Source organism: Prochlorococcus marinus str. MIT 0918, assembly GCF_027359415.1.
Taxonomy (GTDB): domain Bacteria; phylum Cyanobacteriota; class Cyanobacteriia; order PCC-6307; family Cyanobiaceae; genus Prochlorococcus_E; species Prochlorococcus_E marinus_C.
Map to the genome: position 1 here is coordinate 20,435 of NZ_CP114780.1, position 14,567 is coordinate 35,001.

The window sequence follows — 14,567 nt, forward strand, 5'->3', positions numbered from 1 at the left end:
CTAATAAAGTGAAGTCGCAAATCAATCATATAGGAATAAGGCAGGCTAGAGAGCAAGGCTTTAGATATAAGCGCCTTATATTCTCTGGAATTTTTCAAGCTAATAATACAACAAAGAAAAATATTGATTGCGAAGGAACTTTTTATCAATGGACTAATGAGACTGCTATAAAATGGATTCATGCCAGGGTTAAGGAACAAAAAGAAGGAAGGAAAGTTCACATCGTTTGTAATTGCTGTGACTTTAGAGATATTGAACTTACTAAAATACACAAAATCAAAACGAATGATGATTGCTTAAGAGTTAATCCATCTTGTTATGGTGATGAAATTGTCGAATTAATTAAATCTCTAGCTTGAATTTTTATTAGTTCCAAAAAAACTAATTAGGGTTTTTAAACTTCTTATGTTTGATACTAAAGAACTATAGGTGTGATTTTTTTACATCCATTTATAAGACGTTTATTTTATCTGAAAGTGTGCTTATTTTAATTAAGACCATAGAGATTTTTTTGCTTTTTTTAAATGCAAGACTTATCTAGCATTAGCTAGTACTTGGTTAGCTAATATGATTAGCAAAAATTTAAGAATATTAGTAAGTAATGCGCATGGCAATTATTTATCGATTTGATAGATTAATAGTATGAACTTGGGTCAATTGCCATGAATACAACCCTTAATCAAATTAGCTCTCTAGAGAATAGGGAAGCTATTGACGAGTATTTTGAATGTACAACTTATTGTTCACTCACTGAAAAAGAACAAGACTGTAAGACAATTTGTATGGAGAGACATCTTAAGGGAAATTATTTTTAAAATCATTAATTTCAAGAATTATTGAAAATCAAAGTTAAGACAATAGTAAGTCTAAAGCAAATACTCAAAATAAGCTGCTAAATTTATTAGCGGCTTATTTTGATTTTATTTATTCATTATAAATTTTGATCATTTTCCCTGATTGGTAAAACTCTTTAATGTTTATTTATTCAGCATTTTCAAATTGCTTGGCAAGTTTAAAAGCTTTACGAATAATTAAAACGAATCCATAAATCCCAGCAACTGTAGGAACAATGATTAAAGGATTGGGACTGTAGTCCGCATAGTTCTTAACTCCTTCAACATATTCAACCCCTGAGCATTGAAGATATCCAAAACTTGTAAGAACTATTCCCCATCCAATAAGTGAGAGGAATCCAGCTTTTTTATCGCCTTCGTAGAAACGATCTAGCCCTAAGCCCCATCCCAGGGAAAGAAATATTAATCTAAGAAAAGCATTTTTTTCTTGTTTACGAAGCATTAGATCAAAAGATAACTTTTAATATATTAAAAGATTTTTTTTAATTTGTAGTGCAAAGAACTTTCAGATCTCCTCATATTAGTTTGAGAGGTTCTTGAAAACTAAGTTTAAAGAGTATGAAGAATTAGGGTTGATGTAGTTTTTATGGGGCTCATAGAGTGAAAAAAGCTAATTTTGTTTCGGATTAGATTTAGTGATATTCTTTAGACTTTCAATAAAAAATGGCAGAAAGGTTCCGTACATTATTTGGAATGAAATTTCAGATTGAGATGATTTAAAGCCTATAACTATGATTAGATGATTAGTTTTAAAAGGGTTTAAGCCTTTTTATAACTGCTTGTGACTTGTTCATCTGTAATTTGTTTTCTTTGAACTCAGTGAGTTTTAAGGCTTATAAAGTTTTTCGTTTACAGTTGGTTTTGAGATGGGTGGGGTGGTCGCGATTTGAATTGAAAGACTTTTTTATTTCATCTAATCTATTACTAAATAATTGTAGTCAATGACAGGTCTTTTCTTTTTACTATTCAAGCCAGTATTGTTTTTGATTTTAAAAAAGTTTTTTAAGAAGCAAATGAAAGCATGGATTGTTTCTGCTTTAGAATGGCTTGCCCTTCAAACAGATAATGAAATTGATGATGCAATAGTCAAAAAGGTGAAAGGTGCTATGAAGTTAGGCGTTGTTTGATTCTTCCTTAGAATGAAAAAGCGACCCTGTGCAGAAAGGTCGCCTTATGTTTCCTATTTCATATAAGCACTTCTATTAGTTATAGGCCTCGTAACTAATACTCAAAATAAGCTATGACTTTTCACGATTGTTCTCCTTCATAAATTAATTTGGTTGTTGCTGAGAGATTTGTAGAGAGCACTTATCCCTTAGTACTACTAAATGGTTAACAATAAATTTCATAGAAACCTCGGCTTCTAATCATGTTTAATGAATTTATTTGAAAACCCCGACAGTGAAGATATCTACGACTTTGTTTTAACCATTTTATTGAGCTCTTAGTAGGTTCTTGCTATTAAAGTGTTTCTCTTGAACTGTATTCGATTATCTTCCTGAAGATTACTTTTTAATAGGCAATTTATTCGAGACCTTTTACTATGAGCATATCTCCCTGCTTTAGGTACAGTTTTTCTAAGGAATCAGAAGAAATCAATGAATGATCATATGTCTAGAGATAGCAACTGTTATAAAATAAGAAATTTCCTTTAAAACAAACTTGTTTGAGAAGTTTGTTGTTTAATGATTTGTTCGGATTTCCATGGTTTTGGATTCCAACCACACAACATAGATTGTAGTGTTTTAAGTTCAAGCCCATTTTTAAATGAATCTAGCCAATAGTCTTCTAATCCATTTGGGATGATAACTGGCATTCGACTATGTAAGGGTTTTATTAATTTGTTTGGTTCAGTAGTTAAAACGCAACAACTTTCAATTTCACTCCCATCAGGTGACATCCACCTATTCCAAATGCCTCCTAACCAAAAAGTTTGTTTATCTATTCTGCATATGCGGTGACCTTTTTCAAAGAATCCACTCGCAGGGATGAGACATCTTTTGTTTTTCCAGCTTCCTTTAAATAATTTTTTCTCACCAACAGTTTCAGCCCTTGCATTAAAAGGTTTAGCTATCCCCTTATGGAAAGGGTCTTTAGCCCATTCAGCGATAAAACTCCAAAGCATTATTGAAGTACTTACTTTGATTTCTTTTTTTAGTACAAGGACATGGTCCGTAGGTCTGATTAACTTTTGTGGTGTGTAGTTTTCTTCGAAACCTTTAGGGAGGCTTTGCTTTAAAAGCGACGGTAGGTTTGAGAATGTAGTTGTTAGTTCATACCTACTACACATAATTCAGCTGGGGTAAACAATTGGTTATGACGAGCAATTAACACTAGAACTTATGGTAAGAATTAAACTGATAATAATACAAGTCATGAGTAGGAAAATAGTTGTTGGTTTCTTTAGCTCCTTCAGAAGAAAACATTAGAAAAAGCTTCGTCACTATTATTTCGTAGTAATTAAGAGGATCCTGAGGAATAAGGAGGTTTTGCCTAGAGCTTACTCACTGATTTTTAGGATTGTTTTTTAACTCGTCGCCTTCAGTATCAAGATTCATACGAAGAAAGGTTTTAGGTTTTGATCAACTTTTATTTAGCTTTATTTGGCCTAGTTATGGAAGTATGGTTGTAAAATTAATGTATATAAAGAGACTAATGATTTAAGAAAAGATTTGGTGTGAAAAAGAAGTCTTTCATTGTTGGAATATTTCTTGCATTAGTTTTTGCAGGAGGATTAGTTATTTATTATAAAAATTACCCTTCAACAGAAATAAGACAGAAGATATCTGTCGAGGGGATGTTCTTAGATTAAGTAAATGTTTTTTGATTTTGATGAAATAGAAAAGTAGATAAAACGAGTTTCAGCCTATAAAAGAAAAATAAATACCCAAAATAATTCAAATAAACTTTTTGTTTTATTGAAAGAGGTTGCGTATTGGGCAAGACTTTAGATCATTTCTGAGGTATGTATATAAAACATTTTTCTAAATCACTTTCTTCTATGAATTTAGCCAAGAAGTGCTCATTAAAAAGCCACTCTAAAAGAGTGGCTAGAGATAATTTTAAGTTGGGTGTCAAAAAGAGCGATTTTAAGCAAGTTTAGCTGCGGCCTTAGCAGGTGCTCTTTTAGCACGTCTAGCTTTCCTTGGCTTAACTGTTGCCGCTGGAGTAGCTTTTTTAGCCACAGCTTTCTTAGCAGCAGGCTTATTAGAAGCTTTTTTATTTGCAGTTGTTTTTTTAACAGCAGGCTTCTTTGGAGTAGATTTCTTAGCTGTAGAACCTTTGCGTGTGCGGTGTGCTAGAAGCATTGCCCACTCTTCAGCAGAAACATTGGCAGGCTTATTGCCATGGGCCTCTGATTGTTTAGCAGCTTTCTCGATATCTTTGATCAGATTCTTCCAGGAAGAGGCATAACGCTTGTCAGATTGAGATTTCGCACCACTTTCTACAAGCGATTCAACTACACCTTGCGGGGTAATTTTTTTACGTCTGCGGTTAAAGATTTCTTTTTGGAGGGTTGCAATCATAGCTTCTGCCTTCGCTGAAATCTTGATGGTTAGTTGAGACATGTAAGGTAGTTAACTCTTATTTCTAACCTCTACTACATTGAGGGGTTATTTATCAAATCGTTTACAGTATCTTTGTTATGTATTAAAGAAGACCTATTCATGAGTGCTGATAGTAATTGCGCAGTAAACAATTGTTCCAAAAAACAATGCAATTGCTATTATCCTTGCGATTTATTTAAAGATTTACTTGCTCCTAGCTTAGATCATAACCCCGTACCTACTAGCGATCCCAGCTATATCTTCTAATGAAAGATCTTCAAAGTAACTCCTTAAACATTTGTATGTATTGAAATAGGAATTAATTGTCTCCTTGCGAGTTTCATCGTGTCTATGCATTGCTAAGGAGATCTTGAGAGCGAGTTGATCTTTGGTCATTTGTTAAGAAGCTTTGGGATAGACATCAAGGATTTTTCCTGGTTTTTATATTTTTGAAAAAATTTATTCCTTAGATGAGTGATCTGTAAATAAGAGGTTGATGAGTAAGAGAAATTAGAAGTGTGTGGCAATTTTTATCGCGTTAATACAAAAATGTATGCAATTTATGCAAACGCAAGCTGAACATGATGCTTTGATAGATTCGCAGATTTAGATTGCTGAAAAACTTTTTTTACGTAGATTCTTTTTGGTCGAATTCTTAGATAATCTTTTGGGGCAATAGGTTGATCAAACACGTAATTCAAGTCAGAGGCCCGAAAAATAGCGTAGGGTGAAGAAGTTGGTCCCATAATTTTCCTTGATAGTACATTTATACTAATCTACAGATCTGACGGATGTCAACACTCTTTTAGATGCAGGCTATGAATTAATATCATTGAATCTCGGATGAGATTAAGCTAGGGGTAGGACTCTCAAGCAGAATTGATATTGGTAACCCAAGTCATTAACAAACCAAGCATTTAGAAAAACTTCTATGACAAAAACACAATTAAATACCGAGTATTCCAAGGCGATGAAAGAAGCTGCACAAGCTTTGGGTAGAAGAGAAACTATAGAGCTTTACAAGAAAGCTAATGCCATTAAGAAGCGTCTATATAGGCCCGAGCCTTAAATCTCGCCCATAATGGATGAATAGATTTTATTAAAGGAGTGGCCTTGCTTAAAATTATTACCCTCTCATTACTTCTTGGTTCGGCTATCTATTTTGTAGTAAGAGATTTTCTAGAGCCAGCTTGGTACTTGCGCTAATCATTTATGTTATTAGCTAAGGCTAGATCCTTGAATATGTAATTCATTTAGGGTGCGGATTTGTGTAGATGAATTAAACAGTAGTTTTCCCTTGCTTAGGAGAGGCTTGAGTCTGTTAAGAAGACTTAAGGTTATATAGATCGAGTCGAAGGTAAACGATCAATCAAAAATGATGCATAAAATGGATTTTTATTTTTTATCTTTAAAGATGATTTACTTCTAAAAGGGATCTTTCAAAGATAAATGACCAGGAAGAATCTGTTTATTTGTTGGACGGTGAAATAAAACTTTCACGCCATAAATCAGAAAGCCCACGATTTAAGGAAAAATGCTTTACATTTTGCAATATTCAACATACTTAATCTTAGAAATTGAACTCTTCTAGCCAGGAAATACTTTTTAAAAGGAATGCAAGTTGTTCTAGGAACTTTGCTTTGCAAAGCTCAAAGCCTGTTATTGCAGTCACTATGGCCACGAGCCGACAGGGCTCAGCAGTAGTAAATCATTTGTCTAAGACTGACAATTTTCATATTCGTGCAATTACTCGATCCCCTGCGTCTAAGCGTTCAGAAGCTTTGTCAAAGTTGCCTAATGTTGAAATTGTAAGAGGAGATCTTCTTGAACCTGAAAGTTTAGAGAGGTGCTTTTCAGGGGTTTATGGAGTATTTGGTAATACTACTCCTACTAAGGGTTGGGCTTTGGGCCGCGGAAGTATGGTTCGTGATTATGAGATGGAGCAAGGTAGAAATTTAGTAGACGTAGTGAATAAATTGGCCAATTTTGGGAGCTTAAAACACTTTGTTTTTAGCTCAGTTTGCAAACCTAAAGACCCTTTGAAAAATGAACCTGCTCCTGGACATTTTTCTAGTAAATGGAGCATTGAAGAATATATTTTTCTAAATGGATTAAAGAACATCTCGACAATTATTCGACCTGTTAGCTATTTCGAAAATTTTAATAGCAATCTTCCTGGCGTAAAGATATCAGAGAGAGTTTTCCCTGGAGTGGTTCATAGAGACAAGGTATGGCAAACTATTGCAGTTGATGATGTAGGACTTTGGACAAAGGCTGTTTTTGAAAACCCAAATAAATTTTTGGGTGATGCAATTAATATTGCTGGAGATGAGATGACTGGTAACGAAATGGCCGCTTTGTGGCAAAAAATACGAGGCCAACAATCTGGATCGGTTCGTTATTTAATGGTTCCACGCAAACTTATGAATTTTATTGAGCATGATATTGGGATAATGGCTAACTGGATTGAGCGAGCAGGCTATGGAGCAGACTTGAAAGAGCTGAAGCTTCTTGCACATGAACTTGACATAACAATAACTCCATTTGCAAAATGGCTTAGAGAAAAGACTTTACTAAGAACTACTCCCACAGAAATAAGAAAGCTTAGCTTGATGAAAAGATTTACACCTGCAACTTAGTCCCCACAAATGCAATTTATTATCTTTTTTGGCATTATGGGTATATGGCAAGGGTCAAACTAAATCCAGTTACTGAGGAGGTTGGCAAGACTTTTAAGGTAATTGCAATTTCTTTAACAGTTGTATGCAATCTTAGTGTCTTTACGTGGTTTTTTTTCTTCTCAGGATTATATAAATGAACTTTGCTGATAATTGGTCAAGGGTATTTGTTGTTATTACTTTTCTAATTATTGGAGAAGAACACTTCATTGGTCGAATATTGCCTAATCTAATTGCTTTTGGAATGTTCCTTTTTTCTATTGGTTACTTTGCATTTACTGGCAAAATGGCTGAGATGTTTGGATTAAGAAAATTCTCTAAATGAAATATCTTTGATTAAATGAGAGCAAATTTTCTTTTAAAGAATCGGCTTTTTAGTTATTCATATGAACTTTTTCGGAAGCTCTGATTAAACTTAAGAGTACATAAATCAGTAAATGTAGAAAAAAGGTAATACTAGTTATTCTGATACCGCTAAAACTCTTTTTGAGAAAAGCTATGGAAAGAGCTTAAGTCTATTTGTTTATAGGAATAGTGAATTGCTGTCCTTCAACACCTGCATATGTTACAAAAACAACTGCAGGCTCATCACCAATACTTTCGCAGTAATGAGGTGTTTCACCAGAGGTGGTCGCAAAGCTATCTCCAGCAGAAAAAACCTTTGTATTGTCTGCAGTTACTACGCATTCCAACTTCCCTTTGGATAGGTAGGCGACACCAGGTTGTGGATGTGTATGTACTGGCGTTCTGAATCCTACTGGAGCTGTGATCTTCAAAAGAATTATTTGTGCTTGTCCTTCAGGATATGAATAACGGTCTCCGTTCCATGATTCAGTTGCACTGACAAGTGTTTCGATAACAGGCTTGGTGTTCTTAGAAACTTCCTTTTGAAGGTTACAGCCAACAGTTGGTAATAGCATACCCATCCCAAGGGTTAAGAATAAAAAGCGACGCAATGAATTATTCCCCTTTCCAAGCTGATTGTTCCAAGCTGTTCATATCTACATTGTGAGTTGAAATCCAATCGCTATTACCGATAAGAAATTTTTCAAGCATCCCTTCTTCATGCTGGTGGATAACGATTACTTTTTGAGGATCATCTTTGCTTTGACCTCTGAAAAGTGGCTTGATTTTATATTCAGCATGTCTTTTATTGGCTTCATCACTATCAAAAATTGCCACCCATTCAGCGAAACTACCATTGACCTTAAAGGTTACTACTGTTGTTTCCATCTTTAAGAGGTTTTAATGAGATTTATTAAACCAGTAAATATAGGAGATTAAGCATTTTGTTGTCGATACCAATATATGCAGAAATAAAAAAGCGTAAATATTATTTTGGAGTTGAGTTGGCCTAACTCTTCATGATCATGCTTTAGGCTTTTTGAGTTTGTTTTATCGATATATTTTAAATCTTGGATGCTTTAGCAGTTGTCAATAAAACTAATTGCTTATTGCTCAAACTTTTTAAGTAGCTAGAAGTATTTTAATTGCAAATTCACATGACTCAAATGCCTTCTTCACATTTGCCCAATGGATCTATCGAAATGAAGATTGTTGAAAGAGAATGGGGAATAGAAAGGTGTTATCTTTCTCCGAATGGGGAAGAAATATGCTCACCTATACCTCTAACTGCTTACACTTGGCCTTTCCCCTCTAAGCCTTAACATGGTTTGATTCTTAGGAAATTGACAAACACATAGTTAATAGTGAGGGGGTTTTGACTCTTCAAGAGGAAAGTATGGTTCATCTTCTGTACCAAGATTTTCCTCTTTCCAATATTCTTCCGAATGAGCTACTGCATCATTATCAGGAATTGTTTTTTTATTCATAGCATTGAAGAGATCAAAAGTAGGGCAGTCCCAATGACTATAAATAGAGCAATGCCGATAAGGAAATAGAAAAAATATTTTTGAACAGTGGCGGCAAAGTCATTCTCCATTAAGTCATCATTCCTATTTTTATTGATATTCTAGTTCAGGCAATTATAGGTAGTTTCAAGGGGTGATTCGGCCTAAGCTCATTGCGTTTGGGATAAGATTTCGATTAAAAAAATTTATATAATAATTTTTAATCATAGTCAAATGTACTTGAGCCTCAATAATTGCCACGTATTAAAAAGCTTTAAATCGCTCAGGCTTCTATATCTACTTATAGTGCTCTAGTCCTTTCTTGTGTGGATCTTGCCGAATGTCTTCAAAGCCCATTGGTGAAGATAAAACTTTTGGGTTCGATTAAAAATCAATGGCTCATTTCTTTTGTTACGAATCACTTGCAGCAACAAATATGCTTGCAACCCTAAAAAAGTAAATAGGAGTAAAGGAAGGCCAATCATTTTTCTTCTTCTTCTTCTTTTTCTCTTTCAATATGGAACTCAACTCTCATATTCATCCCTAAGAAAAGGATGATCATGCCAAGTACAGGCCCCCAAATTGATACCTGTCTTACTTGTTCAGGTGATTGAAAGATATCTGGAATCATGTTTGTATCATATGACCAACCTGTTAGATCAAAAAGTAGGGATTCCTTTAGGAAGTATTATTTGGCACCTAGTTTTTTAACAAAATCTAAGGATTAATATAATAAAAAAGGTTTTTTAAATTAAGAGAGTTAAAAAAACAGTAGATCCCTTTAGAGATCTTCTCCTTACGCTGAGAGTTTTCGAAGTTAAGACAAGGAGAAAGAGCTAAAACCTATGACCAGCAACTCTAAAACAAATTAATTAATCTAAAATAAATATCAATAAGTAATTCTTCTAGATGGCTTGTAATTTAAAGATTTCTAAATCTGCTATTACTGAGTTAATAAGACAATCTGCATTTGGAGGAACTCCTGGTGAAATGCATATTGATTTATTGCCCGATAGTTTTGAGGAAGGCTGGTTGTATATTCGATTGAGATGTGGTCAACAATCTGGAGTTCCTATAGCAAGAACAGATGGCATTACTTTATTTGCTCCGTCAAAGCAACTTGGTTTATTGCAAGGTTTAAAACTCGATTATTTTGGAGATTTGACTGGTGGAGGCTTTTTGATTAGTACTCCAGAAGGTGCACAAGCAAGTGGATGTGGCACAGGTTTTAAAATGATGAGTAATTGAATAGTGATTTTTAATTTTTACCATTTCCTCAAAAAAAAATAAAAGATAAAGACGGCTTGTTTGATGTATGAGATTTTAGAAACACTACTTGTTTAATAAATTGACTTCAGATTCTCAGCAGATAGAAGCCCTCATCAGAGGTTTTGCAAATAGAGCTGAAAACAAGTCTTTCTTGCTCTCTAATGTCACAGATCACTTCTTAGCGGTTAGACCAAGTGGCAACCCTATTACGGCAGAAGGTCTTGTTGGAATGTATAACAATGCAGACTTGATTGTTGAGCTATCTGAATTAATAAAGATTCATCGATTAGAAGCAAATTTAGATTGGGGCTTTGCAGCTTTTACCTTGAAAGAAGAATTTAGCTATAAAGGTGAGAAAAATAGTGACTTATCAAGTTATTCAATGATTTTTAAGAAAATAGATGAAATTTGGATGATTTTTTGGATGCAAAGATCATCAGGAACTACAGATCTTTCTACTTGGAACCAAGTATAAAACTCATATCACTATTAATAAATAATTTAGTTAGTTTTGCTGTTGAACCTAGATATGAAAGGGTTTTTAGTTGATTTTTTATTTTAATATATTTATTCCTTTTGAATGTCTCAGAATCAGTGATATCCCCAATTTACTCTCTTTTAGATTAGATGTATTGATATTTAGAAAACCTTTTTGTTGGAGCTCTAAATTATATTAATTATACTTTGCTTTATCCAACTAGATAATCTTTGGGCGAGTAATTATTCTTAGTCGCTTTAGTCAAATTATAAATAAAATTTATTAGGATAGTTGGCTTGTAAGAGGCCTATCTTTTAGCGATGAGTTCTTGTAATCGACTAATTGGAATAGCTTTTGTTCTTTAAAATGAATAAAAGGGTGCTATTTAACCTTCCTTAGTTGCATTGCTCAATGAAATACATGCTTCAAGTTGCTCCTGTAGCTTGTTGTGGTCCAGTTCTTTCCCTATCAGTACAATTTTATTTTCTCTTTTACGATCTCTTTCTGTATCATCTAGAGTGAAACGTTTCCCTGATAAATGGAATATATGAGTCAGCTCACTTTCTTCAAAACATAATAAACCTTTTGCTCTATATACATTAGATGGTAATTGATTGTCCAAAAAGTTTTGGAATTTTCTTAGTGAAAAAGGAAATTTGGATTGAAATGAAAATGATGTAAATCCTTCAATCGATAATTCCTCATGGTCATGGTCATGGTCATGGTCATGGTCATGGTCATGGTCATGGTGATCTTTCCTATTATTTGTTGTTATTAAATCTGATTGGAATAATCCAACACTTAGGAAAAGCCCCAGAGGAACATTACCTTTGATGCCTTTGAGAATTCTTGGATCATTTTTTATTTCTGAAATTTTACTTTCAACATAAGATATTCTTTCTTCATTGACGAGATCACATTTGTTGATTAATAAAATGTCCCCATATATTATTTGAGATCTTGCTATCTGACTAGAAAGTGTGTCATCATTAAAATTTTCAGCATCAATTAAAGTAATTATAGAGTCCAACCTTAATTCTTCTCTCGCACTATTAATTGTCATTGCAACTGGCAAAGGATCTGCTAACCCGGTGGTTTCAACTATTAAATATTCGATGTTTTTATTATGTCCTAATATCTTATGTATAGCATCGAGTAATTCCCCGTTAATTGTGCAACATATGCACCCATTTGTTAGTTCAATAATATCATCGTCCGTCTTCACAATTAAATCATTGTCAATACCTATCTCTCCAAATTCATTGACTAGAACTGCAGTTTTTAGATCTCCTTGGTTAGTTAAAATATGATTTAAAAGTGTTGTTTTGCCTGACCCGAGAAATCCTGTGATAATTGTCACTGGAACACTCGTTTTTTTATTTTTGGCTATAGGATTATTCGCTTTTGACATTGAATTATTTGAGAAGTTTCTTTAGAAAAAATATATCATGTGAACCCTAGAGGAGAGTTTGTAGTGCGTATTTTAAAATTCCAAAGAGTGATCCTTCCTTAAAAAATGTCTGAGCAACAGGTCCAGGATCAGCAAGTCCTGTTGTCTCAACTAACACATAGTCGAATTTATCTCGTCGCTTCATGAGGTTGCCTAATACGCGAATTAGGTCTCCACGAACGGTGCAGCAAATGCAACCGTTGGACATTTCAAAGACTTCTTCGTCAGCATTAATGACCAGACCCTGATCAATACCAACTTCACCATATTCATTTTCGATTACAGCGATTCGTTTACCGTGTTCTTCACTCAGAATCCGATTAAGGAGAGTGGTTTTCCCAGAGCCGAGGAAGCCCGTAAGGATGGTGACAGGTACTTTTTGTTCGATAGTCATTTTGTTGTTCTTCAGTATTTAGTACAATTAGAATTGGTGAAGCTCATATCGATTAAGTAATTCTTGTCGATACCCAAGAGCTCGATAGCCTTTCCTTCAAAATCATCAAGCTCAGAGTAGTTGTAGGGAACTTTTAAGCGTAAAGTTAATTGCCCACCTTCTCTGACAAGAGAGTGATTAGAAAATTTAAGTTCTTCAATATTTTTTTCAAAATCATTTGAGAAAGTTAACTTTAAGATCTTTTGTTGGTTCCATGGTGATTGATCCATGAAACTTGCTTGATCTTCCCAGTATTTTTTGTAAGTTTCTAAACCTTTAATTTTAGACATTTTACTTACAATTGAATGTGCAACTTGAACAGAAGATTAGGATTTTTAAATTAACGTTTAGTTAATGAATCCCATCTATTTTCTAGTTGATTACCTGCTTTTTTATTGCAGGAACCACCCAAAGAATTAACGATGGTACATGTGTTATGAACAGCGACAGAAATAGTATTTCCTGTAGGCATTAAACCATCAACAAAAATTTGTTGTTTTGCTATAGGGGTAGAAGTTTGTCTACTTAAGTTTTTCAATAGCTTTGAAGAAGGTTTTTGCTCTGGAAATATAACTTGTACATTCTCTTCTCTAAGCTCTGTTATTACTTTGGAAATGGTCTGAGGCCTAAGGCTCGCTGAATGACCAAGAAAATCTAATAAGCTAATGGTTTTCAAACCAAAAGCATCCCCGTAGTATTCCATAGCTTTGTGCTTAGAAACTATCGTTCTTTGATTAGAAGGAATTGTGGCTACTTGTCTTTGAATCCATTGATCTAAATCTTCTAAAATAGAATTAACCGCTTGAGTTCTTTCTTTTAAAACTTTTTTAGTTTCTCTATCAAAGAATGAGATTTTCTTGTTGAGACTTTTAGAAATGACATTCCCCATCTTGATGATGTTATGAGGATCATGCCAAACATGGGGATCTAGTCCACCATGATCATGATGATGATGATCACCGCCTTCATCTGGAACTTGAGCTATCGGTTCAATATCATCGCCTGAAACATCTTTAAAGAAATGTTCATCGGCTTCAAACTCAAAAGGCATATGCTCAGTAAAGAATGCATATCTACCAGCTTTTTTGATTTCTACATTGAATGTTGTGATGTCTTTTCTCTTATTAAATGTAAGAAGATAGGCTTTTTCCTGTGCAACAAGTTTGTCATTATTGCGTTTAACTTCTGAATTTTTGGACTCTAATAATTCTTCAGCAAGCTCTTCTGATGCTTCAATATCCCCAGTTTTAAGAATGACCATTTTCATTACAGGATCCGCATAGTCTCCATCGACTTTTGCAAAAGACCATTTGTATGTTCCTCGTGAAAGTTCAAAAACACCAGCCCATTCAAAGGCTTCATCTCCATGATCATCGTGGTCATCATGTTTAGCAGATGAATGATCGTCATGATCATCATGGTCGTCATGATCATCGTGGTCGTCATGCTTCGCAGATGAGTGATCGTCATGATCATCATGGTCGTCATGATCATCGTGGTCGTCATGCTTCGCAGATGAGTGATCATCATGGTCGTCATGATCGTCAATTTCTATTGCACTTACACCGACAACAACCGTTATTGGATTACCCAGCCATTTTTTCATTGCGGGAGTCATCTCTTGCCCAAGAGTAAAGACTTGACTTGCATTATTTAAAGCTTGGGCCTGCCTCGGAGAAATTTTCACATCATGTACATCTTGTTTTCTATTAATCAAACAAGTGACGGGGGATGAAGGTACCGCAATTGCAGAAACCAAATCACAAACCAATGGTTCAACAGCAACGATTGATTTAGGTTTAGCTTGCACACTCTGATTAAGTCCAGAAAAAACAATTGCTCCAACCAATAGAGAATTTCTGAAAATTGATTTATGAATTGTTGCGCCCCTTTCGGCTGATTGATCTAATAATCCCAACACTAGAGATTCAATGATTAACTGCATTAATGATAATGGTTTTCATTTTCATTCGTCAATCATGCACTATCCTTTTGTTATAGAGCTCT

At 34.4% G+C, this 14,567-nt stretch carries 19 protein-coding genes and 1 pseudogene; 9 read left to right on the forward strand and 11 right to left on the reverse strand.

Features of this window, described 5'->3' with window-relative positions:
* Positions 1-8: 8 nt before the first annotated feature.
* Positions 9-359 (forward strand): hypothetical protein, encoded by a 351-nt coding sequence (locus O5636_RS00145; RefSeq protein WP_269622606.1) that lies wholly within the window; start codon positions 9-11, stop codon positions 357-359.
* 622 nt (positions 360-981) lie between these two features.
* On the opposite strand, the gene O5636_RS00150 is transcribed toward O5636_RS00145, so the two are convergent.
* Positions 982-1,296, reverse strand: coding sequence for a hypothetical protein (locus tag O5636_RS00150; protein ID WP_269622607.1), 315 nt, complete (start codon positions 1,294-1,296; stop codon positions 982-984).
* Positions 1,297-1,795: 499 nt separating this feature from the next.
* Here O5636_RS00150 and O5636_RS00155 point away from each other — a divergent pair, with 499 nt between their 5' ends.
* Positions 1,796-1,981 carry a hypothetical protein gene (locus O5636_RS00155; protein ID WP_269622608.1) on the forward strand — a complete coding sequence of 62 codons (186 nt, stop codon included), beginning with the start codon at positions 1,796-1,798 and terminating at the stop codon, positions 1,979-1,981.
* A 524-nt stretch (positions 1,982-2,505) separates the two neighbouring features.
* Here O5636_RS00155 and O5636_RS00160 read toward each other — a convergent pair.
* A complete protein-coding gene (locus tag O5636_RS00160) occupies positions 2,506-3,144 on the reverse strand; it encodes an SOS response-associated peptidase (RefSeq protein WP_269622609.1) in 639 nt (212 codons plus the stop codon).
* 387 nt (positions 3,145-3,531) lie between these two features.
* Here O5636_RS00160 and O5636_RS00165 point away from each other — a divergent pair, with 387 nt between their 5' ends.
* Positions 3,532-3,666 carry a hypothetical protein gene (locus O5636_RS00165; protein WP_269622610.1) on the forward strand — a complete coding sequence of 45 codons (135 nt, stop codon included), beginning with the start codon at positions 3,532-3,534 and terminating at the stop codon, positions 3,664-3,666.
* 277 nt (positions 3,667-3,943) lie between these two features.
* Here the strand turns inward: O5636_RS00165 and O5636_RS00170 are convergent, their stop codons facing one another.
* The gene (locus O5636_RS00170) at positions 3,944-4,423 is read right to left on the reverse strand and encodes a hypothetical protein (RefSeq protein WP_269622611.1); all 480 of its coding nucleotides are present in this window, start codon (positions 4,421-4,423) and stop codon (positions 3,944-3,946) included.
* A 910-nt stretch (positions 4,424-5,333) separates the two neighbouring features.
* Between O5636_RS00170 and O5636_RS00175 the strand changes: the two genes are divergently transcribed.
* The 3 genes from O5636_RS00175 to O5636_RS00185 all read left to right on the forward strand — a co-directional run bounded on the left by O5636_RS00175 (position 5,334) and on the right by O5636_RS00185 (position 7,405).
* Entirely contained in the window at positions 5,334-5,471 is a 138-nt protein-coding gene (locus tag O5636_RS00175) for a hypothetical protein (RefSeq protein ID WP_269622612.1), read from the forward strand.
* A 508-nt stretch (positions 5,472-5,979) separates the two neighbouring features.
* Positions 5,980-7,041: an NmrA/HSCARG family protein gene (locus tag O5636_RS00180; RefSeq protein WP_269622613.1), complete on the forward strand. Its 1,062-nt coding sequence runs from the start codon at positions 5,980-5,982 to the stop codon at positions 7,039-7,041.
* Between the two features lie 175 nt (positions 7,042-7,216).
* The gene (locus tag O5636_RS00185; RefSeq protein WP_269622614.1) at positions 7,217-7,405 is read left to right on the forward strand and encodes a hypothetical protein; all 189 of its coding nucleotides are present in this window, start codon (positions 7,217-7,219) and stop codon (positions 7,403-7,405) included.
* 190 nt (positions 7,406-7,595) lie between these two features.
* On the opposite strand, the gene O5636_RS00190 is transcribed toward O5636_RS00185, so the two are convergent.
* Entirely contained in the window at positions 7,596-8,036 is a 441-nt protein-coding gene (locus O5636_RS00190) for a cupin domain-containing protein (protein WP_269622615.1), read from the reverse strand.
* Positions 8,037-8,040: 4 nt separating this feature from the next.
* Positions 8,041-8,313: a DUF3764 family protein gene (locus tag O5636_RS00195; RefSeq protein ID WP_269622616.1), complete on the reverse strand. Its 273-nt coding sequence runs from the start codon at positions 8,311-8,313 to the stop codon at positions 8,041-8,043.
* A gap of 269 nt (positions 8,314-8,582) precedes the next feature.
* Here O5636_RS00195 and O5636_RS00200 point away from each other — a divergent pair, with 269 nt between their 5' ends.
* Entirely contained in the window at positions 8,583-8,747 is a 165-nt protein-coding gene (locus O5636_RS00200) for a hypothetical protein (RefSeq protein ID WP_269622617.1), read from the forward strand.
* Between the two features lie 36 nt (positions 8,748-8,783).
* Here the strand turns inward: O5636_RS00200 and O5636_RS00205 are convergent, their stop codons facing one another.
* Both O5636_RS00205 and O5636_RS00210 read right to left on the reverse strand, forming a co-directional pair.
* Complete coding sequence (locus tag O5636_RS00205) at positions 8,784-8,912, reverse strand: hypothetical protein (RefSeq protein ID WP_269622618.1); 129 nt, start codon at positions 8,910-8,912, stop codon at positions 8,784-8,786.
* A gap of 499 nt (positions 8,913-9,411) precedes the next feature.
* Positions 9,412-9,561: a hypothetical protein gene (locus O5636_RS00210; protein ID WP_269622619.1), complete on the reverse strand. Its 150-nt coding sequence runs from the start codon at positions 9,559-9,561 to the stop codon at positions 9,412-9,414.
* A gap of 278 nt (positions 9,562-9,839) precedes the next feature.
* On the opposite strand from O5636_RS00210, the gene O5636_RS00215 reads away from it, so the two are divergent.
* Both O5636_RS00215 and O5636_RS00220 read left to right on the forward strand, forming a co-directional pair.
* On the forward strand, positions 9,840-10,178 hold the full coding sequence (locus tag O5636_RS00215; protein ID WP_269622620.1) for an AIR synthase: 339 nt from the start codon (positions 9,840-9,842) through the stop codon (positions 10,176-10,178).
* 100 nt (positions 10,179-10,278) lie between these two features.
* Positions 10,279-10,674 carry a DUF3804 family protein gene (locus O5636_RS00220; RefSeq protein WP_269622621.1) on the forward strand — a complete coding sequence of 132 codons (396 nt, stop codon included), beginning with the start codon at positions 10,279-10,281 and terminating at the stop codon, positions 10,672-10,674.
* A gap of 388 nt (positions 10,675-11,062) precedes the next feature.
* Here the strand turns inward: O5636_RS00220 and O5636_RS00225 are convergent, their stop codons facing one another.
* The 4 genes and pseudogenes from O5636_RS00225 to O5636_RS00240 form a co-directional block, all read right to left on the reverse strand.
* Positions 11,063-12,088, reverse strand: coding sequence for a CobW family GTP-binding protein (locus tag O5636_RS00225; RefSeq protein ID WP_269622622.1), 1,026 nt, complete (start codon positions 12,086-12,088; stop codon positions 11,063-11,065).
* A gap of 94 nt (positions 12,089-12,182) precedes the next feature.
* Positions 12,183-12,521, reverse strand: a pseudogene (locus O5636_RS00230) (CobW family GTP-binding protein); the annotation flags it as partial.
* Positions 12,522-12,532: 11 nt separating this feature from the next.
* Complete coding sequence (locus tag O5636_RS00235; protein WP_269622623.1) at positions 12,533-12,850, reverse strand: hypothetical protein; 318 nt, start codon at positions 12,848-12,850, stop codon at positions 12,533-12,535.
* A gap of 50 nt (positions 12,851-12,900) precedes the next feature.
* A complete protein-coding gene (locus O5636_RS00240) occupies positions 12,901-14,505 on the reverse strand; it encodes a metal ABC transporter solute-binding protein, Zn/Mn family (protein ID WP_269622624.1) in 1,605 nt (534 codons plus the stop codon).
* Between the last annotated feature and the right edge of the window lie 62 nt (positions 14,506-14,567).